General features: G+C 61.5%; 20 protein-coding genes. 7 read left to right on the top strand and 13 right to left on the bottom strand.

Translation table 11 applies throughout. The features are described 5' to 3' along the window. Positions 1 to 301: 301 nt before the first annotated feature. The 7 genes from AC3WTO_RS17995 to AC3WTO_RS17965 all read right to left on the bottom strand — a co-directional run bounded on the left by AC3WTO_RS17995 (position 302) and on the right by AC3WTO_RS17965 (position 8,430). Positions 302 to 1,423 carry a DUF2333 family protein gene (locus tag AC3WTO_RS17995; protein ID WP_492462107.1) on the bottom strand — a complete coding sequence of 374 codons (1,122 nt, stop codon included), beginning with the start codon at positions 1,421 to 1,423 and terminating at the stop codon, positions 302 to 304. A gap of 113 nt (positions 1,424 to 1,536) precedes the next feature. Then, positions 1,537 to 2,823 carry a DUF6638 family protein gene (locus AC3WTO_RS17990; RefSeq protein ID WP_492462106.1) on the bottom strand — a complete coding sequence of 429 codons (1,287 nt, stop codon included), beginning with the start codon at positions 2,821 to 2,823 and terminating at the stop codon, positions 1,537 to 1,539. After that, positions 2,823 to 4,733, bottom strand: coding sequence for an AAA family ATPase (locus AC3WTO_RS17985; RefSeq protein ID WP_492462105.1), 1,911 nt, complete (start codon positions 4,731 to 4,733; stop codon positions 2,823 to 2,825). Before AC3WTO_RS17985 ends, AC3WTO_RS17990 begins: the two co-directional genes overlap by 1 nt. Before the next feature lie 106 nt (positions 4,734 to 4,839). After that, positions 4,840 to 5,985, bottom strand: coding sequence for a hypothetical protein (locus AC3WTO_RS17980; RefSeq protein ID WP_492462104.1), 1,146 nt, complete (start codon positions 5,983 to 5,985; stop codon positions 4,840 to 4,842). Positions 5,986 to 6,075: 90 nt separating this feature from the next. After that, positions 6,076 to 7,164 carry a hypothetical protein gene (locus AC3WTO_RS17975; protein ID WP_492462103.1) on the bottom strand — a complete coding sequence of 363 codons (1,089 nt, stop codon included), beginning with the start codon at positions 7,162 to 7,164 and terminating at the stop codon, positions 6,076 to 6,078. Positions 7,165 to 7,315: 151 nt separating this feature from the next. Then, positions 7,316 to 7,711, bottom strand: a complete 396-nt coding sequence (locus AC3WTO_RS17970; protein WP_492462102.1) for a c-type cytochrome — start codon at positions 7,709 to 7,711, stop codon at positions 7,316 to 7,318. Between the two features lie 107 nt (positions 7,712 to 7,818). After that, positions 7,819 to 8,430 (bottom strand): thymidine kinase, encoded by a 612-nt coding sequence (locus tag AC3WTO_RS17965; RefSeq protein ID WP_492462101.1) that lies wholly within the window; start codon positions 8,428 to 8,430, stop codon positions 7,819 to 7,821. Between the two features lie 206 nt (positions 8,431 to 8,636). Here AC3WTO_RS17965 and choX point away from each other — a divergent pair, with 206 nt between their 5' ends. The 4 genes from choX to AC3WTO_RS17945 all read left to right on the top strand — a co-directional run bounded on the left by choX (position 8,637) and on the right by AC3WTO_RS17945 (position 12,385). Continuing rightward, positions 8,637 to 9,572 (top strand): choline ABC transporter substrate-binding protein, encoded by a 936-nt coding sequence (gene choX / locus AC3WTO_RS17960; protein WP_492462100.1) that lies wholly within the window; start codon positions 8,637 to 8,639, stop codon positions 9,570 to 9,572. A gap of 123 nt (positions 9,573 to 9,695) precedes the next feature. Next, on the top strand, positions 9,696 to 10,550 hold the full coding sequence (gene choW / locus AC3WTO_RS17955; RefSeq protein ID WP_492462099.1) for a choline ABC transporter permease subunit: 855 nt from the start codon (positions 9,696 to 9,698) through the stop codon (positions 10,548 to 10,550). After that, entirely contained in the window at positions 10,547 to 11,728 is a 1,182-nt protein-coding gene (gene choV, locus AC3WTO_RS17950; RefSeq protein WP_492462098.1) for a choline ABC transporter ATP-binding protein, read from the top strand. The genes choW and choV overlap by 4 nt, the downstream gene beginning before the upstream one ends. A gap of 192 nt (positions 11,729 to 11,920) precedes the next feature. Next, entirely contained in the window at positions 11,921 to 12,385 is a 465-nt protein-coding gene (locus AC3WTO_RS17945; RefSeq protein WP_492462097.1) for a hypothetical protein, read from the top strand. Positions 12,386 to 12,412: 27 nt separating this feature from the next. On the opposite strand, the gene AC3WTO_RS17940 is transcribed toward AC3WTO_RS17945, so the two are convergent. Together AC3WTO_RS17940 and AC3WTO_RS17935 are read right to left on the bottom strand one after the other, a co-directional pair. Then, complete coding sequence (locus AC3WTO_RS17940) at positions 12,413 to 13,816, bottom strand: ATP-binding protein (RefSeq protein WP_492462096.1); 1,404 nt, start codon at positions 13,814 to 13,816, stop codon at positions 12,413 to 12,415. Beyond that, complete coding sequence (locus AC3WTO_RS17935) at positions 13,813 to 14,535, bottom strand: response regulator (RefSeq protein WP_492462094.1); 723 nt, start codon at positions 14,533 to 14,535, stop codon at positions 13,813 to 13,815. Before AC3WTO_RS17935 ends, AC3WTO_RS17940 begins: the two co-directional genes overlap by 4 nt. A 207-nt stretch (positions 14,536 to 14,742) precedes the next feature. Between AC3WTO_RS17935 and AC3WTO_RS17930 the strand changes: the two genes are divergently transcribed. From AC3WTO_RS17930 to AC3WTO_RS17920, 3 genes are all read left to right on the top strand, one after another. Continuing rightward, positions 14,743 to 15,177 (top strand): hypothetical protein, encoded by a 435-nt coding sequence (locus AC3WTO_RS17930; protein ID WP_492462093.1) that lies wholly within the window; start codon positions 14,743 to 14,745, stop codon positions 15,175 to 15,177. 37 nt (positions 15,178 to 15,214) lie between these two features. Beyond that, positions 15,215 to 15,460, top strand: a complete 246-nt coding sequence (locus AC3WTO_RS17925; RefSeq protein ID WP_492462092.1) for a hypothetical protein — start codon at positions 15,215 to 15,217, stop codon at positions 15,458 to 15,460. A gap of 344 nt (positions 15,461 to 15,804) precedes the next feature. Then, positions 15,805 to 16,041, top strand: coding sequence for a hypothetical protein (locus AC3WTO_RS17920; protein WP_492462091.1), 237 nt, complete (start codon positions 15,805 to 15,807; stop codon positions 16,039 to 16,041). Between the two features lie 110 nt (positions 16,042 to 16,151). Here the strand turns inward: AC3WTO_RS17920 and AC3WTO_RS17915 are convergent, their stop codons facing one another. Genes AC3WTO_RS17915 through AC3WTO_RS17900 form a run of 4 tightly spaced genes read right to left on the bottom strand, consistent with a single transcriptional unit; the run spans position 16,152 to position 22,969 of the window. Continuing rightward, entirely contained in the window at positions 16,152 to 18,224 is a 2,073-nt protein-coding gene (locus AC3WTO_RS17915) for a hypothetical protein (protein ID WP_492462090.1), read from the bottom strand. 1 nt (position 18,225) lies between these two features. Next, on the bottom strand, positions 18,226 to 21,039 hold the full coding sequence (locus AC3WTO_RS17910) for a DUF4159 domain-containing protein (RefSeq protein WP_492462089.1): 2,814 nt from the start codon (positions 21,037 to 21,039) through the stop codon (positions 18,226 to 18,228). After that, positions 21,036 to 21,953 carry a DUF58 domain-containing protein gene (locus tag AC3WTO_RS17905; RefSeq protein WP_492462088.1) on the bottom strand — a complete coding sequence of 306 codons (918 nt, stop codon included), beginning with the start codon at positions 21,951 to 21,953 and terminating at the stop codon, positions 21,036 to 21,038. The genes AC3WTO_RS17910 and AC3WTO_RS17905 overlap by 4 nt, the downstream gene beginning before the upstream one ends. Before the next feature lie 11 nt (positions 21,954 to 21,964). Further along, entirely contained in the window at positions 21,965 to 22,969 is a 1,005-nt protein-coding gene (locus tag AC3WTO_RS17900) for an AAA family ATPase (protein ID WP_492462087.1), read from the bottom strand. Positions 22,970 to 23,073: the final 104 nt, after the last annotated feature.

Here is a 23,073-nt window from a genome sequence, read left to right as displayed (position 1 = left end):
ATCTTCTCACCGATCGCCTGGATCGGCTGCTTCTTCGCGCCTCGCGCGATCTCGATGTCACTCTTGTACTCGGCCATATCCAGTGATCTCCCAAATCATCAGGCGAGGCATTCGCCATCGGTGTCGTGCGGCATAGAAGCCGAGTGTGGGTCGTTTCCGCCGTCTCAAAACAGCCGCGCAATACGCGAAATGCGACAGCGGTATTTGGAGCGAATAGCGAGTGGCGAGCAGCGAATAGGGTAAGGAGCAGCTGTTATCGCAAGCCAGCTTGCGACATAACACAACCGGCTAACTTCATTCGCTATTGCGCCAGCACGTTGCTGATTTCGACAAGGTTCGAGCGGACGCGCAGAACATAAAAGCCCATCGTCGTCAGATGTGTCGCGAAGATGCCGGTTTCATCGCTGTTGGCGATGAGCCATGGCTGGATGCGCAGCGCGGAGACGAACTGTGCGTCCATCGTGTCCCACAGGCTCTTCAGGTTCTTCTGCTTGAGCACGTCCTCGTAGTCGGCCTGCGCCGCCATCATCAACCCGTAATAGGCGTAGAGCTGGCCGTAGGCGAACCAGAAACGGTCGTCGGCGCGCGGGTCGAAGAAGCCGTAATTGTAGTTCTCCGCGCGATCCTTGAGGATCGCCGAGGTCGAGCCGATGTCGGATGAGATACGGTCGAGATATTGTTTGAGATTGTCGGCGCGCGCATCGAAGACCGCCTGGCAGGCACCGAGCCTGTCATTGAAGGCGCGCAGCTTCTTGATGGCGTCACGATAGTAGCTCGGCGTCGGTGTCTTGGGGCCGAACGGGCTCAATCCGAAATACCAGGTGTATTCGTCGAACTGCAGGTTGCCGCGCGCATCCTGCAGGTCGCCGTCGATCTGCGAGGTGGTGCGGACACGGCCCATATTGTCGGCAAGCTCGGTGGCAGTGCGCCGCACGGCCTGGTTGATGCCGCGCTGGAACGAAGCCTTGTTGTCCATGAATGGCGTCTTGTCCCAGTCATAGCCGAACAGGCCGACCTTGTAGAGGATCATCGACGAAATCCAGGCATTCTGGTTCACGTTGAAATCGGTCAGGTCTGCGGCAACGTCGGCGATCGCGGAGCGCCCGCATGATTTTGTCGTATCTGTGCCGGCACCGGCCGTGACCTGCTCGCCCGCCGAGACGTTGCGGCTTTCGAACTTGTACTTGTCGACATAGTTCGTATCGAAATTGTTCCACCATTGCGTGGCGTAGAAGAAATTGGCGTAGAGCGCCAGGAGGATGAGCAGGCCGACCCCCACCAGCGTCTTCAGGATCCAGCCGCGCTGAAAATACCAGCGACCGAGCCACATGAATGGCCACAGGATGACGCCAATGAGGAGGCCGATGCCACGGCCGATCCACTGGAATATCCGGGTGATGAAATTCACGATCGGATCTAGCATGCCGTGGCACCCCTAAGAGCATGACCCCGAAAAGTTGAAGACCTTTCGGAAAAGATCATGCGGCAAAATAAAAAGTTAAATCAGATGACGCTTCAACCAAACATCATCCTGATTTAGTTGGTCAGTCCATAGAGACGGTTCCTGAACGTCTCCTTGTCCCTGAGATATGTGGTTTTCAGCACGTCGACAACATGTGACCGCCAGGCCTCGCTGAAGCCTTCATAGTCCTTGTAGAAACCCTGCTTGTTGAAGACGTAGCGGGAAACGAAGTCCGACGGTACGAAATCCGAGATCAACCGGTTGGTCAGCCAGGCATCTGGATGCCTTGGTTTTGCGCGAACGACCAGGAAGCGTTGCCTGGGCTGCACATCGTCGATCCTCAACTGGCCGAGCTGGCCGATCTCGCGCTTGGCTGCGTTGAGAAACGGAAAATCGCCGTCGCGGTTGATCGTGGAGGCATTGTTGTGGATCCAGGTCTGCAGCCAGACCTTGTCGACGCTGGAGAGGTTGCGGTCGGGATCGGCCTGCCAGATGAGGTTGCGGACTACCATTTCAGCGCGGTGTTCGAGATAACCCGAGCTTTCGATCCACGAGGCGCGCGGCAGTTCGATGCGGCCGCTGCTGGCAAGGAAACGGAAGACGGCATCGGGATCCTTGATCGACAGGTAGCTCACCTGCCACGGTCGCGAGCGGCGGAATCCCGGCGCGGCCGGGTCGCCGATAACGGTGGTCACGTCCGAGTCGACGAAAACGTAAAGCCCGCCGAAATGGCTCGTCCAATAGGCATTGTGACGGAAGATGACCTGATCCGGTACCAGCGCGTTCTCTCGGATGTCGCCGGTGACCTTGGCGAGTTCCACCATGCGCTCGAGCATCTTGTTGTCGCGCCAGGCGTCGGGTTCCTGCTTCAGCCGGTCGACCAGCGTGCCGAGTTCCGAGGCCTTGCCGAGCACGTCTTCTGCGGAGAGGACGCGGAACTCCACCTGATTGATGGAGAGCAGGTCTTCAATGTCAGTCACAGTCGAGACCGAATCCTCGATCTCACCATAGATGACGTCCTTGATGGTCAGCGCGTCGATGGCGCGGCTGTTCTTCGACATGAATTCGAACATCAACTGCGACGTGTTCGAGAAAGCCGTGTGGACGACCGGCAGGTCGATCTGCGACGGGGTCAGAATGATGAAGCGGCGATTGATGCCGTTGGGGTCGAGATAATCATAGTCGCCGCACTCCTCAGCGATCTCGGGCGAGAAACCGGTGCGGTCGACGTGGAAGCTCTTCAGCTTCGTCGCCTTGAAACCGAACGCCTTCAGTGCCTTGTTGTAGCGGTCGATGAGATGCGGCTCGTCGATCGGCAGCAGGCGGCCGTAGATGAGCTCGTTGTCGCGCAGGAGATCCATTACGCGCTCCACAGCCCCTTCTTCTTCAAGTCTTCCATTTCCCGACCTGCGCGTTCACGCAGGCGGGCGTCACGGAGCAATCTGTCGACTGTCGCATCGTCGGACTTGTCGGCATAACGGAATTCAGAATCGGCGTAGCGGTTGATCTCCTGCATGATCATGGCCATGTCGAACGGGCGGCGCAGTTCCTCGATCATCGCCTTCTTGTCATCATAGCTCTTGTGCATGAAGGCTTCCGGTTTTTCGAACCACTCGTCGGGCAGCTCAATATCCATGGCGCGCATCTTGATGGCGTCGGTGACGTTCTTGATGGCGCGGCCGGTGAAGCGTGGCTCGGCTTCCTTGATCAGGTGCAAATAGCTGCCGACATCTTCCAGCGTCTTCGGTTCGCCGCTTTCCTTGATGAAGCGCTCGTAGACCTTCACAAGCCCGTCTTCATGCGGCTTGTCGTGGCCTTCATAGGCTTCGGTCACGGCACGCTGAATCTCCTGAGCGGCATAGAGTTTGTGGTCGCCGAGCGGAATCTTGTGGTTCTTGCCGGCAAGCAGCACGAAAATGTCGATGTAGTCGTCGCGCGTCTGCGGGCCGTCGACCAGCCAGCGGGCGCCTGCGCGCTGGCGCAGCGCGTCGTCGACATTTTCGGGATAGTTGGAAAACATGCCGAAAGCGCAGTTGCCGCGAACGACCGTGCCGGCACCGGCGAAGGCGTCCATCAGCACGCCGGTGATTTCCTGCTGTCCGGCCGAGGCCCGGTCGTCGGAACGCTTGGCCGCCACCTGGTCGATGTCGTCGATGGTGCCGAAGCCGATCGCGCGCGGGTTGAGCACATTGTTGATGAACTGCCGACAGTTCTGACCGGACTTGCCCTGGTAGGACGAGATCTGGTCGACGCCGAAATTCTCGTAGGCGAAGGGATAGCCGGCGACCTTGCAGTAGTCGTTGACCAGACCGGCAATCATCTGGATCAGTGTCGTCTTGCCGGTGCCCGGCGCACCATCACCGATGAAGGTGAACAGAAAACCACCGAGTTCGACAAACGGGTTCAGTTCCCGGTCGAAATCATAGGCCATCAGCATCTTGGCCAGTTTCACCGACTGGTACTTGGCGATGTGGTTGCCGACAACCTCTTCCGGCTTCTTGAAGGTCATCACCAGCGGCTTCGACTTCTTGCCGGGTGCGACATCGAAACCGTCGATGGTGAAGTCGTCCGTGTCTATGCGCAGATGCGTGTTCTCGAAGGTGCCAAGTCCATCGAAGCGGCCCTTGCGCGCCAGCAGGCCATCGATGGCAACGCGAGCGAAGCTCTTTGCACGCGTCAGCAGATCTGCATCGTCTTTCGTGCCGGCGAGAGCCTTGTCGAGACCGGCAACAAGCGACTTCACCGCATCCTGTGGCGTGTCGAACAGGAAGTCCGGTTCGGCGATGTCGTTCGGTGCTTCGCCATCGCTGTCGATCAGTTGAGCCAGATAAGAGGCAAAAGCGAAGGCGGCGACATAGGCCGATGCGGAAAGCAGTTTCTTGAATTGCGTTGCCTGCTCCCCCTCGAGTGGGGAACGCGCGTTCTGTGCCTGCAGGCTTTCAAGATCGGTCGAGCGCGCGAAAATGTCCGAAACCGCCAATGCCACCGAGATGCCGCGTCGGGCGCGGTAAAGCAGCGTGTGTTGCGGGATCGACATCAACTGGTCGTCCGGCCGGATGGAGGTAACGGTCTTCTGCAGCTCTACTTCGCGCGTCTTGCGCAGCGACCCGGTCGAAACGGTGGAGACGAAGCGACGGCCCGTGCCGGCAAGCGCGGTGCCGGATTCGCCGGACGAATCCTCCAGCACGACGACACGGGTGATGAAACTCTGCGCGGTAGCGCGGTGTTTCTCGATGTCGGCCTCTGGAATGGTGGTAAGCCCGGTGTCCATTCGATCCCTCGTTATGCCGTCTCAAACAGGCTCATTGTTTCGCATGTTCCCTGTCCGAAAAGTCTGCAATTTTCCGCTTCGCTGACTTTCAGTTCAGGATCCTGCCTCAGACGTCCGAAATCACCCGTCCACCGGACAGGATATGCACCTTGTAGCCGCCGAATATCTTCTGGGCTTCGCCTGCGGCATAAAGCGCCTGATAGGCTTCGTGCGGCACCAGCGCGTGGTTCTCGAAACTGGAAACGCCTTGGCGCGTCGCCTCCAGGTCGTCGGTGTTGATGAAGAATTCCTGCGTGGTTTTCTCGCTGGAGAAAAGACCGCGGCGGCCAGGCTTTTCGCCCTTCGAATAGACTTCCTGGATGGTCCAGGTGAGCAGCCAGGCGTTTTCCGGCTTGCGCACCTTGGCCAGAACCTCGGTCACCGTCGAATTGTTGTCGGTAATGCCGGCCGAATAGAAGGGCCCAAGGACCACGCGCCGCAACTGCTTGGGGTGCAGCGGTTCGAAATCCTTGTCGAGATTGACGGCAATGGTCAGCGGGGACAGCGAATAGGCCGAGTTCTTCTCAGTGAAATCGTCGAAGCGGCGGGCAAGGTCTGGGTTCAGCAGACCGTCAACAGGCAGCGGGATCTCGACGTCTTCATTGAGGCGGCCGTCCTTGCCGACCAACTGGCGCACGATGTTGTCCGAGGAATCCTCCACCGTGGCCATATAGACCAGCGGCAGGTTGGCGTTGCCGTCGAAGCTCGCCCAATGCACGAGATAGTAGGGCAGGCCGGATTTCGGATTGACCGAGACCTTGGCGGTCTGGGCCAGCGTGAAGGGGCCGAAAGTCTCGCCGCCCTTGATGTCTTCCAGATACAGCCGTTCGGCCATCGACTTCTGCAGCGTCGTCGGGAATTCCTTGTGGCGCAGGATGAAGTCGGCCATCTCGGCGCGCAGTTCGCGCGCGGATGGAATGGTGGCCAGCCGGCTGTCGGCCTGACGCCGGTCGTTTTCCAGCTCAAGCAGGTTCTGGAATACCGGATAGCCGCTTTCGGCTCGGGAGATCTTGAACGTCTCCATGAAGCCGAGGCGGTTGCGCCAGCAGGTGAAGGACTTGTCGAGGCGGCTGATATACTCGGCCACGATCTTGGCGACGATGCCATGCCGATAGAGCGGCGAACGGTCGTCGCGCATGAAGATTTCGAGACCGGTCAGAGCAGCCGTGATGGCAGAGAAATAACGCTCGGCCGCATCGGTTTCGATGCTCATGCTTCTGCTCCCTCTGCGGCGAAAGGAGCAAAAGCGCGGTTGGGGTTACGAGAGGGCATTGATAAGCGCGAACAATCCTGCCGTCTGCGGTCAGGACTGCACATAATTCGCTGAGTTGTGCTTCTTCATGACCTCGTCGAAGCGGCGCGCGAAGGCATCGTCGGCCAGCTTCTTGCGGCGTTGGATGTCAGCGGTCGCCACCATGTTCTTCTCATGCATTTCGAGCAGGTCGCCAATGTGCTTCTGGGCGGCAGCGCCGATGCCGGCCATTGTTTCCTCGGCCGTGGTGTCCACCTGCGAGCCAAGCGTGTTGATCTTGTGCGCGACATCCTGCTGGGCAGCCGTCTTCAATGAATCTTCCAGCGCCTTGTACAGAACGATGCGCTGTTCGGTATCGATGGTCAGTTTGTTGATCAGCGTCGACTGTGCGGCGATCTGGTTGTTCAGCGAGTCCACGAAGGTCTGGAACATGGAGGTGTAGCGTTCCAGCGTCTGGCTGGCCGCCAGCAGTTCCTGCTCCTTGGCCTGGCGCTCGTTGTATTCGGTGGCGAGCTTGGTGCGCTCGCTCTCCAGCGCTGTGCGCTCCTTCTGGCTGGTCGAGGCGGCGATCTTGTTTTCGATGTCGAGCAGCAGCGGGTTGAGTTCCTGGATGCGCTTCTGCACGGCTTCGAGTTCCGTCATGGTCGCCTTGCGGCGCTCGATCACCTGCGAAAGGCTGGCCTCGGAAGTCTTGTAGCGCTGGTCGAGCACTTCCTTCTGGGCTTTCAGGATGCCGACGATCGTGTCGGACTTGGCCAGAAGCTCCTGCAGGTTGCCGGCAAGCGACATGTTGCGGACACGGTCGGTGCGCATGCGCTGCTTCTTCTGGGCCGAGAAGATACCGACGAAGCTTTCCCAGCCGGTGTAGTTCTTCATGCTCTCGAATTCGGAGCCGAACACGTTGGTCGCATCCTCAAGGCCGATGATGAGATCGGCGATGTTGGCTTCCATCGTCTTCTGCTGCTTGAGAACGTCCTGGATGCGGGCATTCTCGATATCGAAATTGGCATCGCCGATCTTCTGATCAGCCTTGGCGAACGTGTCGAGCACGGTACCCGATTGCTCGATCTTGGAACGCATGTCTTCAACAACCTGCCTGGTCTTGGCAATTTCGCTGTCGAAGTTTTGCAATGTCGCCATCAGATCCCCCTAGCGGTGGCAAACCTAAAACTGCGCGTGGCAGCCAGAGACGAATATATGTGGGGCAATTGGCGATTGAAAGACGCTTGCTCTGCTTTCGCCGCGAGCATGATGATCTCTCGCGGCGATGCTTGCGAGGCTCGTGCCGGCGTTACGGCTTCGGATCGGCTTTCAGATAGGCGATGACATTGGCGATTTCGGCATCGTCCTTGAGGCCCGCATAGGCCATTTTGTTGCCTGGCACTTTCTGTTTCGGGCTGCGCAGATAATCGGCGAGCGAGGTCTCGTCCCAGACGAGACCGGCGCCGCCGGCATCCTTCATGGCTGGCGAATATTTTGCCGCGTAGCTCGGCGCGGTGCCGGCGGTGCGGCCGATGACACCGAGCAGATGCGGCCCGAGCTTGTCTTTCTCGGAGGTGGCGTCATGGCAGGCGACGCATTTGTTGAAGACCTTCTTGCCGGCGACAGCATCACCATCCGCCAGTGCGGGCAGGGCGGTGAGCGTGGCGAGAATGGCGATGGCTGGGCCGAGTGCCTGGCGTTTCATGATTGTTCCTCGGAAGTCACTGAGGAGGTCAACCTAGCAGCAGCCGCAGTCGAACGGCCATGGTACTCTTGGTCACAGCCTATGGCCCAAGCGGAGCGCGGCCAGTGTCAGGGGCGCGAGAAGCCGATGAAGTCGTCCGGCTGGGCACGGCCCATCTCCTCCTCCCAGTGACGGCGGCAAAGCGAAACGTAGATATCCTTGCCGATCGCCACCTGCTCGCCTTGCCGGGCAACCTTGCCGTCGGCGCCGAGGCGCACGACCATCGTCGCCTTGCGTCCGCAGCGGCAGATGGTGCGCACTTCGCGCAGGTCATCGGCGATGGCCAGCAGCGCGCGTGAGCCGGTGAAGAGATTACCCTGGAAATCGGTGCGCAAGCCGTAACACATCACCGGAATGCCAAGCCGGTCGGCAACCCGGGCGAGCTGCCACACCTGCTCCTCTTCGAGGAACTGCGCCTCGTCGATGAAGACACAATGCACGGTGGTGTGCTCATGATGCTCGGCGATGCGGGCATAGAGATCGTCGCCGGCGCGGAACATTTCGGCTTCCGCTTCCAGGCCAATGCGCGAGGAGATGAAGCCGGTGTCGCCCTTGCGGTAGTGGCCAGCCACGAACAGCATCGTCGTCATGCCGCTCTCGCGGTAATTGTATGAGGCCTGCAAGAGCATGGTCGTCTTGCCGGCGTTCATGGTTGCATAGTTGAAGTAAAGCTTGGCCATGACCCTTTATGCAGAAGTTGCAGGCGGCGGGGAGGGGGCAGTTTGGCCGTCCACCAAAAAAGCTCGGCCGTGTCGCTGATCGGCCAATGCGCGCCGTCAATCGTATCTCGTGGTGCTTGAAACGGCACAAGAATGGTGTTTGGCTGACGTAACAAGGCCAGGCGCAGGAATCCGCTTCGCCAAACAAACACAATGGGAGAAAGTTCATGTTGCGCATGAAGTCTATCGTCGCAGGATTCGGTCTGGCTGCCTTGCTGTCCACCAGCGCGGCGTTCGCCGGCGACGCCGAAAGCTGCAAGAAGGTGCGTCTGTCCGATGTCGGCTGGACCGACATCCAGGCGACCACGGGCGTCGCATCCGTGCTGCTGACCGCGCTGGGCTATGAGCCGGAGGTCATCCAGCTCTCGGTGCCGGTCACCTATGCCTCGCTGAAGAACAAGGACCTCGACGTCTTCCTCGGCAACTGGATGCCGTCGATGACCAACGACATCAAGGACTACACCGCCGACGGCTCGGTCGAGACCATTTCGGAGAACCTTTCGGGTGCCGGCTATGGCCTCGTCGTGCCGACCTATGTCGCGGAAGGTGGCGTGAAGACGCTGACCGACCTCGGCAAGTTCAAGGACAAGTTCGAGGGCAAGATCTACGGCATTGAGGCGGGCAATGACGGCAACCGCATCATCCTCGACATGATCAAGAATCCTGCTGACAACCTGCAGGGCTTCGAACTGGTCGAATCCTCGGAGGCTGGCATGCTGACGCAGGCCGAGCAGTCGATGAAGGAAAACAAGTGGATCGCCTTCCTTGGCTGGACGCCGCATCCGGTGATGGGTGCCATGAAGATCACCTATCTCGATGGCATGGGCGACTCTGGCTTCGGCGCGGCGACCGTCTCCACCAACGTTCGCAAGGGCTATCTGCAGGAATGCCCGAATGCCGGTGCCTTCATCAAGAACCTGAAGTTCAATCTGGATATGGAAGGCCAGATGATGGACGGCATCCTCAAGGGCGGCAATGCCAATGACGTCGCCAAGGAGTGGCTGAAAAAGAACCCGGACGCAGCGACGCCCTGGCTTGCCGGCGTGACGACCTTCGATGGCGGCGATGCCGCCGCTGCCGTGAAGAGCGCGATCGGCGGCTGACCGCAATCGCTCTTGCGGGCGATCGGATAGGGCAGCCGTCCGTCGGGGGCTGCCCTTTTTTGCAGGCTGTGACAAGATAACCATGCCCCGGGGGTGGGACGGAGGCATGACGAGGGAGGGCAGATGGATCCCGTTTCGAATTTCCTGGTCGCCTGGAAAATACCGGTCGGCTTGTGGGGAAAAGCGTTCTTCACGTTCCTCACCGACAACTTCAACACCATTTTCCGTGGCTTCTCGAACGGCCTGAATACGCTGCTCGACGGCATCGTCAATCTGCTGCTGATAATGCCGCCGGTGGTCGTCGTGCTGCTGATCGCGCTGCTGGCGTGGTGGCTGCAGCGCTCCAAGGCGCTGGCGATCGGCGTGCTTCTCAGCCTGCTCTTCATCATCAACCAGGGCCTGTGGAAGCAGACCGTGCAGACACTCGTGCTGGTCGTGGCCGCTGCAACCGCTTCGATGGCGATCGGCGTGCCGCTCGGCATCTGGGCCGCTCACAAGCCAAAGGTCTACAAGGTCATGTTGCCGGTGCTCGACCTGATGCAGACGCTGCCGACCTTCGTTTATCTGATCCCGGTGCTCACCCTGTTCGGCCTCGGCAACGCGCCGGGCCTGATCGTCACCATCATCTTTGTCATCCCGACGGCGGTGCGTCTTACCCATCTCGGTGTCACTTCGGTGCCGAAAGCGATCATCGAGGCAGGTGAAGCCTTTGGCGCAACCAAGCGCCAGCTGCTTTGGAAGGTCGAGCTGCCGGCGGCACTTCCGACCATCATGGCCGGGCTGACGCAGTGCATCATGCTGTCGCTGTCGATGGTGGTGTTTGCCGCACTGATCGGCGCAGGCGGTCTCGGCACGGAAATCAACCGCGCGCTGGGTTCGCGCAAGATCGATCTCGGACTTGAAGCCGGCCTTGCCATCGTGGTGCTGGCGATCGTGCTCGACCGCATGACGCGTATCGGCGTGGGAGGCAAGAAATGACCGTCGCCGTCGATTTCAAGAACGTCGATATCGTCTTCGGCCCCGACACCCGCGATGCATTGGCTCTGGTCGACAAGGGAGCCACCCGCGCCGAGATCCTGGAACAGACCGGCAATGTGCTGGGCTGTGCCGGAGCCAACCTCACCGTCAATGAAGGTGAGATCTCGGTGCTGATGGGCTTGTCGGGTTCCGGCAAGTCGACGCTGCTGCGCGCCGTCAACCGGCTCAACATAGTCAGCCGCGGCCAGGTGATGGTGAAGAACGGCGACGGCATGGTCGATGTCGTCTCCTGCGACGAGGCGACTTTGCGCCAGCTGCGCCAGCATCAGGTCGCCATGGTGTTCCAGCAGTTCGGTCTTCTGCCCTGGCGCACTGTCGAGGAGAATGTCGGTCTCGGCCTCGAACTTGCCGGCGTGCCGGAAGCTGAACGCAAGATGCGTGTGGAGAAGCAGCTCAAGCTCGTCAATCTCGAGCCCTGGGCGAAGAAATATGCGCATGAGCTGTCCGGCGGCATGCAGCAGCGTGTCGGCCTGGCACGCGCCTTCGCCACCGAAGCGCCGATCCTCTTGATGGATGAGCCGTTTTCGGCGCTCGATCCGCTGATCCGCACCAAGCTGCAGGATGAATTGCTGCAACTGCAGAAGACGCTGAAGAAGACGATCATCTTCGTCAGCCACGACCTCGAGGAAGCGCTCAAGATCGGCAGCACGATCACCATCATGGAGGGCGGGCGCATCGTGCAATCCGGCCCGCCGGAAGACATCGTGCTGAAGCCGGCCAACGATTATGTGCGCGAGTTCATTTCCAATGTGAATCCGCTTTCCGTCCTGACCGCCTGGAACGTCATGCGGGATCGCCGGGACCTCGAAACCACGGATGACGGCTGGATCTGGCTCGACCGGCGCAAGACGACACGGTTCAAGATCGACAGCCACGGGCTGGTGGCCGCAGCGGAACGCGACGGCAAGCCGGCGGTCTGGATTTCCTGCGCCGATGTGGAACGCCAGCCGGACGAGGCTTCGCAGGTGTTCTGGGCAACGCCCGGAACCTCGTTGAAGACCGTGATGCTGGCCATGCATCGTTCGCAGACGGCGCCGGTCGCGCTGTTCGACGACCAGTCCCGGTTCGTTGGTGCCATCGGTATCCGCGACGTGCTTTCGGCCGTCCTGCGACGCTAGGCCATCGCAAGGCGAATGCTTTGAAAGTCGCCGCTGCGGGCTGGCTCCGCAGCGTATTCGTATACAAGTATGTTGTGCCAGGGCTTGCCATTCCATGGTCCATTGGGCCAGGGCAGGCTTGCTGGTTTTCGGTTTCGACCCATATCGCTCGTCCGGTCTCCTGGGAGGGCCGGTCTCCTGGGAGGGGATGAGATGAGTGCCCGGAATGCTCCTGCTTCGGTTCGTGTCGCCTACTGGTTCTGGATCGTCGCGATCGTTACCGCGCTGACCGAGCTGGCCGCCCGTTTCTTGAGTGACCCGCGTGGCCCGATGCAGGCCATTTCCGAAAGCGGCACCGAGCTCGCTGTTCGTGTCTGCGCCTATGTCCTGCTGTTTTCGCTGGCGACCTTCATGCTGCGCGGTTCGAACGTGGCGCGGCATCTGCTGACGCTGATCTATGGTGGCCTGGGCACACTTTCACTGGTGCTGGAGCCGGTCATGTGGGTTGCTGATGGCGGCAATGCGTCAAGCTTCCTCAGTGAGGCCGGCATCGCGATGTGGTCTATGATCGTCAGCCGCGTCCTGCATATCGCGGCTGTCTGGGGCGGCGTCATCTTCGCCTATCGCAGCGACGCCAGCGCCTATTTTCGCCGCCCGACGGCAACTCGGACGGCCTAGAGCGATTCCCGCGAAAAGCAGAACGCTCTAGGTGGCCAGCGGCAGGCGCAATTCAGTCTGAAGCCCGCCTTCGGGGTGGTTTGACAGGTAGATTTCGCCGCCGGCGGCGCGCGCGATGTTGCGGGCGATCGTCAATCCAAGGCCCAGACCGCCGGTTTCGCGATTGCGTGATTTCTCCAGCCGGATGAACGGACTGAACACGGCATCCAGCTTGGCCTGCGGAATGCCGGGACCTTCGTCGCGGATCACCAGCGCAACCTGGTTGTTCGAATGGTGCAGGCTGAGTTGTGCCCGCTGGCCATAGGTCACCGCATTCTGGACAAGGTTGGTGACGCAACGCCTGAGCGCGACCGGTCTCGCCCTGCAGATCAATTCACGCGAGGGCAGCCCGTTGTCGTCGAGCGTCACGTCCGGGAAGCCATCGGCAATCGACTCCACCAGCGATACGAAATCGATGCGCTCGCTTTTTTCGTCGGCGACCTCGAAGGTGGCGAAGTCGATGACGGAGCGGGCGATGTCCTCGATATCGGCGAGGTCCCTGGCAAGGTCTTCACGCAGCTTGGATTTGCGCAGGAGCGCGAGGCGCAGGCGCATGCGGGTGAGTGGCGTGCGCAGGTCGTGCGCCAGTGCGGCCGCCAGCTGTTCGCGATCCTCGACATACTCTCGCAACCGTGACTGCATCCCATTGATGGCGCGCGCCGCGGTTCTGATCTCGCGGCTGCCAGCTTCGGAAACCGGTGGGCTTTTCAGATCCTTGCTGATGCGTCTCACCGCCGTTTCCATGATCCTGTAGGGGGCAGTCAGGCGACGGATGGACCAGACCGACATGACGACGACCAGCCCGGCCATGATGGCGTAGAGCGGCAGGCTCTCTGGGCTCAAAACGGGTCCCGGCGGGATGATCGGCTCGGTGAAGTTCAGCCATTGGCCGTCGGAGAACTGGATGGAGGCGGTGAGCTTGTCGCTGTGCGCAAAACCGGCGGAGAGGGTCAGCAGGTCCTTCTCGACCTGGCCGATGTCGGTGCCGGGCCTGCGCGGCGGCTTTTCGGACTCGGTGGCGGCGTCGCGCCGGACCCTGGCTTCCGTGACACCGAAACGCGACAGGCGGCTGACCAGGATATCTTCCAGCTCCGCCAACTGGTCGTCCTGCGCAATCGACGAAGCGACGACCGGTGTGTCCGAAACCGTCAGCGCATAGCTGGTGCTTGCAACACCGGACGCCATGCGCTTGCGATCCACGGGCGTCGCCGAATAAAGCAACTGCACGACGGCGAAAGCTCGGTCGTTCAGACGGTAATAGTCGACGACGTCGGAAGCCGCAGCTCGATCGCGCGCAACGATGTAAAGCGTCGCGACCTGGCTGACGAGCAGGCTGGCGATCACCACCAACAGGACCCAGGCGGGGAGGGTCTGAGGCAGGAAACGCTTCATTCGCTGACGGTCTCTGGAATGAACTGATAGCCGCCGCTGCGCACCGTCTGGATCAACTGCGGCGTTTTCGGATCGTCTTCCATCTTGCGACGCAAACGGCTGACCAGGATGTCGATGCTGCGGTCGTAGGCGATGGCGCCGTCGCCACCGGAAAGCTCGATGAGCTGATCACGGGTCAGAACGCGCTGAGCGCTCTTGACGAACGTGTGCAGCAGATTGAATTCGGCAGCGGTCAGTTCCACCCGCACATCGCCGGGCGCCACCAGGCTGCGACGGGAACAATCCATGATCCAGCCGGCAAAATGGTAGATCTGCCGGGATGGCAGACGCTTCGCCTCGACGGCACCGCTGTTACGCCTCAACACGGCCCGGATGCGCGCCAGAAGCTCGCGCGGGTCGAAGGGTTTCGGCAGATAGTCATCGGCTCCCATTTCGAGACCGACGACGCGGTCCGTCGTCTCGTTGACTGCCGTCAGCATGATGATCGGGATGTCCTGGTTGGCGCTTCTCAGGTCACGGCAGAGCTCCAGGCCGCTCTTGCCGGGCAGCATCACGTCGAGGACAACCAGGTCGAAATGACCGCGCCGCATGATGGTTTCCATCTCGGTGCCGTCGCGCGCCACCGAGGTACGAAGGCCGCGTTTCTCGAAGAATTCCTGCAGCAGATCGCGGATGCCCTTGTCGTCGTCGACGATGAGAATATGCGGATCGGTTTTCACTCAATGCCTGTCTTCTGGTCTGGTCTCTCGACCGGTGGGGAGGTCGTGATTTGCGTCATATAGGATAGGACCGCTCAGGTGTCTTGGCCAGCGGATCGACAAAATGCAGCTAGAGCGTTTCCGTTTTTCACGGAAACGCGGAAATGCTCTAACTCTTTGTTTTTACGCAATTCCTGACGGAAAACCCGTTGCACACTTTTCCTGGAATTGCTCCAGAAACAATCCAGAAACAAAATTCAACAAGCCAGAAAAACTCCCGAAAAAAATCAATGGCATAACGATATCCGCAGCGGCCAGAACACCGGTCGCGGCGCCTCGCAACAGGGAGATCAGAGCCCGGCCATGCAAAGACGTTCGTATCGATGGATGGGAGCGCTGTTTGGCATTTCGCTCGCCATGCTCGGTGCAGGACATTCGAGCGCGGAAGCGGCGATCACCCGAAGCGAACGTTGCAACCGGCTAAGTCGGCAACTCGACGAGGCCATCGAAAACCACGCCCAGGCGGTGCAGGTCGCCCAGGCAAAGGTGCTCCAGAAAAAGGCGACCCGGTACTGTGCCGACCACAAGCAGGCGCAGGGAATCCGGACTTTTGCCAACGCGCTGAAGCTCCTTGGAGTGACACCGGACGATTCCAGTCAGTAACACTCGAAACCAGCCTGCGAACAAAGGAAAGTCGATCATGAAAAAGACCCTTCTCTCCGCTCTCGGCCTCTCCGTCGCTCTCGCCTTCTCGATGCCGGTTCTCGGCACTTCCGCTGCCAACGCTGCCTCCGCGACCGCAACGACCACGACGACTGCCCCAGCGGCTGCCCCGGCGGCTACCGCCACCACGACCGCCAAGAAGCCGGTCGAAAAGATGGCGGTCAAGAAGGTGAAGAAGCACAAGAAGGCTGCCAAGAAGGCCGAAGCCAAGAAGACGATGTAATTCGTCCTGGCGACCTCGAGGCCGTCTTCGCACCCCCTCACGAAGGCGGCCTTGCCAACTAGAGCGTTTCCGTTCGGAAACGCGGAACCGCTCTAACTCTTTGTTTATGCGCAATTCCGGCCGGAAAACCGCTACGCACTTTTCCTGGGATTGCTCTAGACGGTTTCGTTTGAGACCCCGCCGCGGCCATGCGGGCCACAGCGGATAGGCGCTTCGACGCGCAGAACGGGTCAAGCCTGATGGCTGCCCGCTGTTCCGCCCCAGCACCAGGGATCTTGAAGACTGGTGGTTGCCGCCCCTCGGCGACGCCTCCGGACAGGCCCGCGCAACCAGGAACAACTCCCATGAAGAAGTCCATCCTCTCTGCCCTCGGTCTTGCTGTCGCGCTCGCTTTCGCGGCGCCTGCTCTTGGCACCACCTCGGCCAACGCTGCCGAAGTCGCAAGGCATGTCGTACACAAGAAGCATCATCGCCATCACAACGTGGCTCACAAGAGGCACCATGCCGGCAAGCATCACGCCCGCAAGCACAGCCGTCATCACGCCCGCAGACATCACGCTCACATGGCCAAGCAGGCCTGAGACATTTCCCGTTGAAGAGAAAAGGCCGCCTCCGGTATCTGGAGAGCGGCCTTTTTGTTTCGATCGCGGCAGATGGTTTTCCTGCCGCCTGCACCGCAGCACGTAACTCGCTAACGACCCTCGCGGTACCACATGCTGCCCATTGCCAGGAGCAGCAGACCGAGGCCAAGGAAGCCACCGAAAAGCGGGACACGTGAGACCGCCTTCAGCACGCTGTCGTCGGTGGTCCGCAGTCCGATCCAATCCCGGCCAGCCGCTTCGGCCTGGTCCCTGATCGGCACGACCGAGGGCAAGGCAACATCGCTGCCGGCGCCGGCTGCCACACGCCGCACGCTGCCGCCGGTGGCCTCGGTTGCGGATTTCAACCTGCTTTCCGTCGAGACGACGTCGCCGAATTCCGGCGCGTTGACCGGGCCGACATGCGCGAGTGCGGTGAGGTCGCCGCTGGCAACCTGATAGAGGCCGATTTCGCTGACTTCGACACTGCCGGTGAAGATACCGGGGTCAGACTTCTGCAGCTTGATCGTCAGAGCCTTGCCGGAAGGGGTGATGATGCGTGCTGTGCCGGGGTCCTCGCTCATGGTCTGGCGGCGGACTTCGAGCGTCATGCCTCGACCCTCCGAGGTCAGGCGCTCCTCTTCCAGTTCGGGCTCCTTCATCAGCCAGTGCGCGATGCGGCGATAGAGCTGCACATAGGGACCGCCGCCTTCGAAGCCACGTGCCCACAGCCAGCCCTGGTCGGACAACAGCATGCCGACGCGACCTTCGCCCTTGCGGTCGAGCACCAGCAGCGGGCGATCATCAGCGCCCTTCATGACAACTTCGCCCTCCGGCCTGTCGATGCCGATGGTGCGGAACCAGCGACCCCAGCGAGGCGGGTTCATCTGCGAGCCGTCGAGACCGCGGGTCACGGGGTGGCGCTCGCCCAGATCGGTCAGGCGTGGATAGAAGGCCTTGTCGATCACTTCACCTGTCGGCATGCCGGGCAGGGCCCCCATCAAAGGGGTGCGCGCGATCGTGGCCTGACCGCCATATTCGGGGCCCGCGGCGATGAGCAGCGCGCCGCCCTTTTCGACATACTCGGTGATGTAGTCGTAATAGAGGGTCGGCAGCACGTCGCGATGCTGATAGCGGTCGAAAATGATCAGATCGAATTCGTTGATCTTCTCCACGAACAATTCGCGGACGGGAAAGGCGATCAGCGACAGTTCATTGATCGGCGTGCCATCCTGCTTTTCCGGTGGTCGCAGGATGGTGAAATGAACCAGATCCACCGAAGCGTCGGATTTCAGCAGATTGCGCCAGGTGCGTTCGCCGGCATGCGGCTCTCCGGAGACGAGCAGGACGCGCAGGTTCTCGCGGATGCCGTCGACCAGCGCGATCGTGCGGTTGTTGACGTCGGTCAGTTCGCCGTCTTCCTTCGGGATGGCAAGCTCGACGATGTTGCGGCCGGCGGTCGGGATTGTCACCTGCAGCGGCATTTCCTGGCCAATGAAGGCGCGCTCGACAGCGACCTGCTGGCCATTGACGGAGACGCGCACTTCCACAGGGCCGGTTGCGCCGTCGGTGGCGATGACACGATAGGTCATATCGAGCGGCTTGCCGACCAAACCGAAGCGCGGGGCCTTGTCGAAGCGGACGCGGCGATCCTTCTCGCCCTCGCGACCGGTGATCAGCGCATGCAGCGGCGCGTTGAGGTCTGAACGTCCGGCCGGCACATCGTGCACCTCGCCGTCCGTGATCATCACTGCACCGGCGACACGCGAGGGCGGCACGTCACGCAGTGCGCCGTTCAATGCCGAGAACAGCCGTGTTTCGGTGCGTTCCTCGGCTGCTCCGCTCTTGCCAGCCTCGACGACACGAATGTCGAATTGCTTGAAGCGGCCGATCCGTTCTTTCAGGCCCGCCAGCGCCGCGTCCGTTTGTGCCTTGCGATCGCCGATATCCTGGCTCTGGCTGCGGTCGACGACGACCGCGACGACGCTTTTCAGCGCTTCCCGCTCTTCGTCGAGCAGGACAGGGTTCAGGAGGGCGAGGGCAAAGGCGGCGAGCGCGGTCAGGCGCAGATAGGCGCCGCGCTGCCGAAACCACAGGCCGGCGCCTGCGATCAGGGCGAGTGGCAGCAGGATTGCAGCCAGCAACGGCCAGGAGAGCAGGGGTTCGAAAGCGACCGACCAGTTCATGTCACTGCCCAAGCCGCTGCAGCAGGTCCGGTACGTGGACCTGATCGGATTTGTAGTTGCCGGTAAGCATGTACATCATGATGTTGACGCCCGAGCGGAATGCCAGTTCGCGCTGCATCGCGTCTGAAGGGACCGTCGGCAACAGCGGGCTGCCGCTGGCATCTTCCGCCCACGCGCCGGCGAAATCGTTGGCGGTGATCATGATCGGGGTAACGCCGTCTCCCGTTCGTACCGGGCGGTTGTCGGGGTTTGTCGCTTCCAGCGAAGCTTCCACCCAGAGCGGGCTGCCGGCGAAACGTCCCGGGAAATCGTTGAGGATGTAGAACGACTTGGTCAGCACATGATCGGACGGTACCGGCTCAAGCGGCGGTATGTTGAGATTGCCGAGGATCTCGCGCAGACGCAGGGTCGCCGGACTGGTCGATGTCTCGAGTGAAACTGCATACTGGTCGCGCGTGTCGAACAGAATGGTCCCGCCATTCTTCATGTACTCATCGATGCGGGCTACAGCCGCTTGTGACGGTGCCGGGACATTGGCGTCGACCGGCCAGTAGATGAGCGGGTAGAACGCCAGGTCGTCGTTCTCGACGTTGACGCCGGTCGGTTCTCCCGGCTCAAGCGCGGTCTTCTCGCGCAGGAAACGGGTCAGTCCGGCCATGCCAGCCCGACTGACGGAATCGATGCTGGAGTTGCCGGTCAGGACATAGGCGAGACGGGTCACCGAAGTGGCCTCGATCGCCTGAGGGTCGTCGGGTTTCGCATCGTTTGCTGACGCAGGCGGAACCGGCAGGAACAGTGCGGGAAGCACGATCAATGCCAGGGCAGCCGTAGTGAGGCGCCGGGCATTGCGGCGCCAGAGACCGGCTAGCCAGAGCACGATCAGGCCATCCAGGATCAACAGGGCGAGCGCACCGAACAACAGCGGTCCTTTCATGTCGCGCGATTCGTCGACGGCGTAGCTTTCGGTAATCATGGGAACCGATGTCGTCGGCTTGGTGATCGGCATAAGCGTGGCGTCGCCCGTCAAAAGGTTGTGCGCGAATACGCCGTCCTCGGTGCCGTACAGGCCCGGCGGGTTCTCGATCGTCACGGCAAGCGGTGCTTTGCCGGTCTGCAATGGCTTTGCCTCACCCGTTGGCGTTCCGATCTGCCCATCCGCAGCGATCATCCTGTACGGCGGCAGTGATGCAGCCAGTCCGCTTTCCGCGGTCGTGCCGGCGGCACCCTGATTGCGCGAAAGCTGGACGATCGCCCGCAGCATTTCCACGAAACTGCCCGAAATCGGCAGGTTCGACCAGGTTGCTGCAGGTGTGACGTGGAAAAGGACGACGATGCCCTTGCCGCGGCGATCCGCCGTCACCAGTGGGGTTCCGTCAGCCAGTGTGGCCCAGGTGCGTTCGGCAAGCGTTGGCGTGGGTTCCGCGAGGATCTGGCGCGTCACCGTGACGTCCATCGGCGGCGCGAGCTTTGCGAACGGACCGTTGGGCGGGAACTCGGTGACCTTCTGCGGTTCGGTCCAGGACAAGGCGCCGCCGAGCTGACGCTCGCCCAGCCGCAGTTTCACCGGCAGCAAGTCTTCGTCATTGCCGGCGCTGAGCAGCCGTGTGCTGGCGAACCGGATCAGGGTGCCGCCGTTCTGCATCCACTTGATCAGTGGTTCGCGCGTCGCATCCGGCACCGTGCCGACGTCACCCATCACGATGACGGCGGGCTTCTGTTCGAGGAGCTCCGGAATGGCCTGCAGCAGGTCCGGGCTTTTCGGCTCGATGATATCGGCCGAAGGCTCCAATGCGCGGCGGATGTAATAAAGCGGAGAGAGCAGTTGCCGCGTGTCGTCTGCCGGTGCCTGGGACAGCAGCCCGACACGCCGGCGTTTGGCTGTGCCGTCCAACAACCTCACGCCGGCCGCCTGGTTTTCGCCATCGAGAGCAATGGCAGCAAAATCATTGCGCAGCTCGAAGGGAACGGCGATCTCGCCGGATGCCGTCGTTTCCCCCGGCCGGAAAGTGATGGCGGCGTCTCCGATGCGGCGGCCTTTTTCATCGAAAGCTCCGGCGGTCATGCGGCGGGGCGTTGCGCCAGATGGCGCGCGCACCGCCGTGACGCTGAAGCGATCGAGGCCGTTGTCGGCGGCCGTGAGCCCGACGATGTCGAGGCGATCGGGCGTCGCCCAGACGATGTTGGCCAGCTTGCGTTCAAGCAGGGGCGTGAAAGCCTTGGCATCGTCTTTCGTGGCGAGACCGTCGGTCAGCAGAGCCAGCGTAACGCCGGTCTTGTCGCCGATCGTGTTGCCGACCGCCAGAAAGACACCTTCGCGATCGACCGGTACGGGGCGGGGCCTCACAGCGTTGAGACGGCTGCGTGCTTCACCGGCACTGTACGGACCGATTTCCTGGTTGGCCTTCTCCGACGTGAACGCCAGGATGACCGGCATATTCTTCTTCTCGGCGTCATTGATCAGGCGACCCGCGGTCGCAACGCGCTTGTCCCAGTCCGGAGCGCTTGCCCAGCCATTGTCGATGACGAGGGCGAGCAAATTGCCGCCGACGGGGATGCGCTCGCGCGGGTTCCACACCGGGTCGGCGAGGGCGAAAATGACCAGCGCCGCCATCACCAGCCTGAGCAGCGTCAGCCACCATGGGCTACGGTTCGGCGTGTCGTCGGATTTCAGAACCCGGGCCAGGATCCTGAGGGGCGGAAACACTTCCGTCTGCGGCTTGGGTGGCGTGAAGCGCAGCAGCCACCAGATGATGGGCAGGACAATCAGTCCCCACAGCACCATTGGCGCGCCGAAGGAGAGCGGAAGCCAGCTCATGCGCCAACCCTTCCGAGATGGCTGTCGTCGGAACTCAATGCCATATGCAGGCCGACCAGTGCTTCGGAGGCCAGGCGGTCGGTATGGTTGACGGTATAGCTCCAGCCCAGGCGTTTCGCCCAGGCGGCGACCGCCTCGCGGCGGGCGAGATAGAGGTTGCGATACTCGTCGGCCAGGATCTCGGCGCGGCCTGCAGTGAGCTTGGCGCCGGTCTCGGGGTCGGTGAATTCCGTACGGCCGGCATAGGGGAAAGTCTCTTCGGCCGGATCCACCACCTCGACCAGATGCGCACGAGCACCGCGGCGCGCCAGGCCATCCAGCCATTCAAGCGTTTCTTCGGCTGGATCGAGGAAGTCGCTGACCAGGATGACGTCGGAGAAGCGACGGACGCCGGAGAAATCCGGCTTGGGCGGCAACAGGGTGGCCTGAACCAGATGGGAGGCGATGCGCTCGGCACCGTTCCGGTTGATGAACGGATCGATGAGCCCAGGCCAGGCGATGCGCTCGCCGCTACGCGACAGCAACTCGGCCATCGCCAGCGTCAGCACCAGTGCGCGCGACTGTTTGGAAACCTTGGCACCCGCCGATTTGTAGAGCATGGACGAGGAGGGGTCGGCCCACAACCAAACGGTATGGGCGGCTTCCCATTCGCGGTCGCGCACATAGATATGGTCGTCACGCGCCGAGCGGCGCCAGTCGATGTTGGCAATGGCTTCGCCTTCGACATAGGGCCGGAACTGCCAGAAATCCTCGCCGATGCCGCGTTTGCGGCGGCCATGCCAGCCTGCGATCACGGTGTTGACGATGCGGCGAGCCTCGATCAGCAGATCCGGCACCAGCGAAGCGCGCAAGCGTCCCCTGGCCAGCGCATCCCGCGCGGCGACCGGTGCCTGAGCCTCGCCTATCCTAACCATCAGGCTGTTACCTAAAGTCCCTTGATCAGCTTTGCCACCGCATCGCGTACGCTCATGCCTTCCGCGCGCGCCGCAAAAGTCAGCGCCATGCGGTGCTGCAATACCGGTTCGGCCAGCGCCCTGACGTCGTCGACGGATGGGGCAAGGCGACCATCGTAGAGCGCGCGGGCGCGGGCACACAACGTCAATGCCTGGCTGGCACGCGGGCCGGGGCCCCAGGCAATGTTCCTGTCGGTCTCAGCGTCGCCCTGGCCCGGACGGGCCGAGCGCACCAGTTTGAGGATCGCCTCGACAACGCTTTCGGGCACCGGCATACGGCGGATCAAGGTTTGGATGTCACGCAATCTTGCCGGGTCGAGCACGTTTTCGGGCTTGGCTTCGTCGATGCCGGTCGTCTCGAGCAGGATGCGCCGTTCGGCCTCGATCTCGGGGTAGAGGATGTCGACCTGCATCAGGAAGCGGTCGAGCTGTGCCTCGGGCAGCGGGTATGTGCCTTCCTGCTCCAGCGGGTTCTGCGTGGCGAGCACATGAAACGGCGCGGGCAGGTCGTGGCGGGCGCCAGCGATGGTGACATGGTATTCCTGCATCGACTGCAGCAGTGCAGATTGCGTGCGGGGGGAGGCGCGGTTGATCTCGTCCGCCATCAGCAATTGCGCAAAGATCGGGCCGCGAATGAACCGGAAGGAACGCTTGCCGATGTCATCCTGCTCCATCACTTCCGAGCCCAGGATATCGGAAGGCATAAGGTCCGGCGTGAACTGAACGCGGCGGGCGTCGAGACCCAGGACGACGCCCAGCGTCTCGACCAGCTTGGTCTTGGCAAGGCCAGGCACGCCGACCAGCAGAGCGTGGCCACCGGCCAGAATCGCCACCAAGGTGCGTTCGATGACGCTTTCCTGTCCGAAGATGACCTTGCCGACGCCGTCACGGACGCGCGAGATGTCGGAGAGCGCCTTTTCCGCTTCGGCGATCATCTGCTTCTCGTCGATCGGGCTTTCCTTGACTATCACGCTCATCAGGCATCGATCCTTGTCGTTGGGACAGCCTTGTGTTGTGAACACTGGCCCGCATCATTTCAGCGTGCATTATGCGGCGATTCGGCCGTCGCCGGGCGCTGGTC

The organism is Mesorhizobium sp. EU05-FHT14A09, from assembly GCF_058790995.1.
The sequence above is the reverse complement of the archived record's forward strand: the minus strand, read 5'-3'. Positions and strand labels throughout refer to the sequence as shown.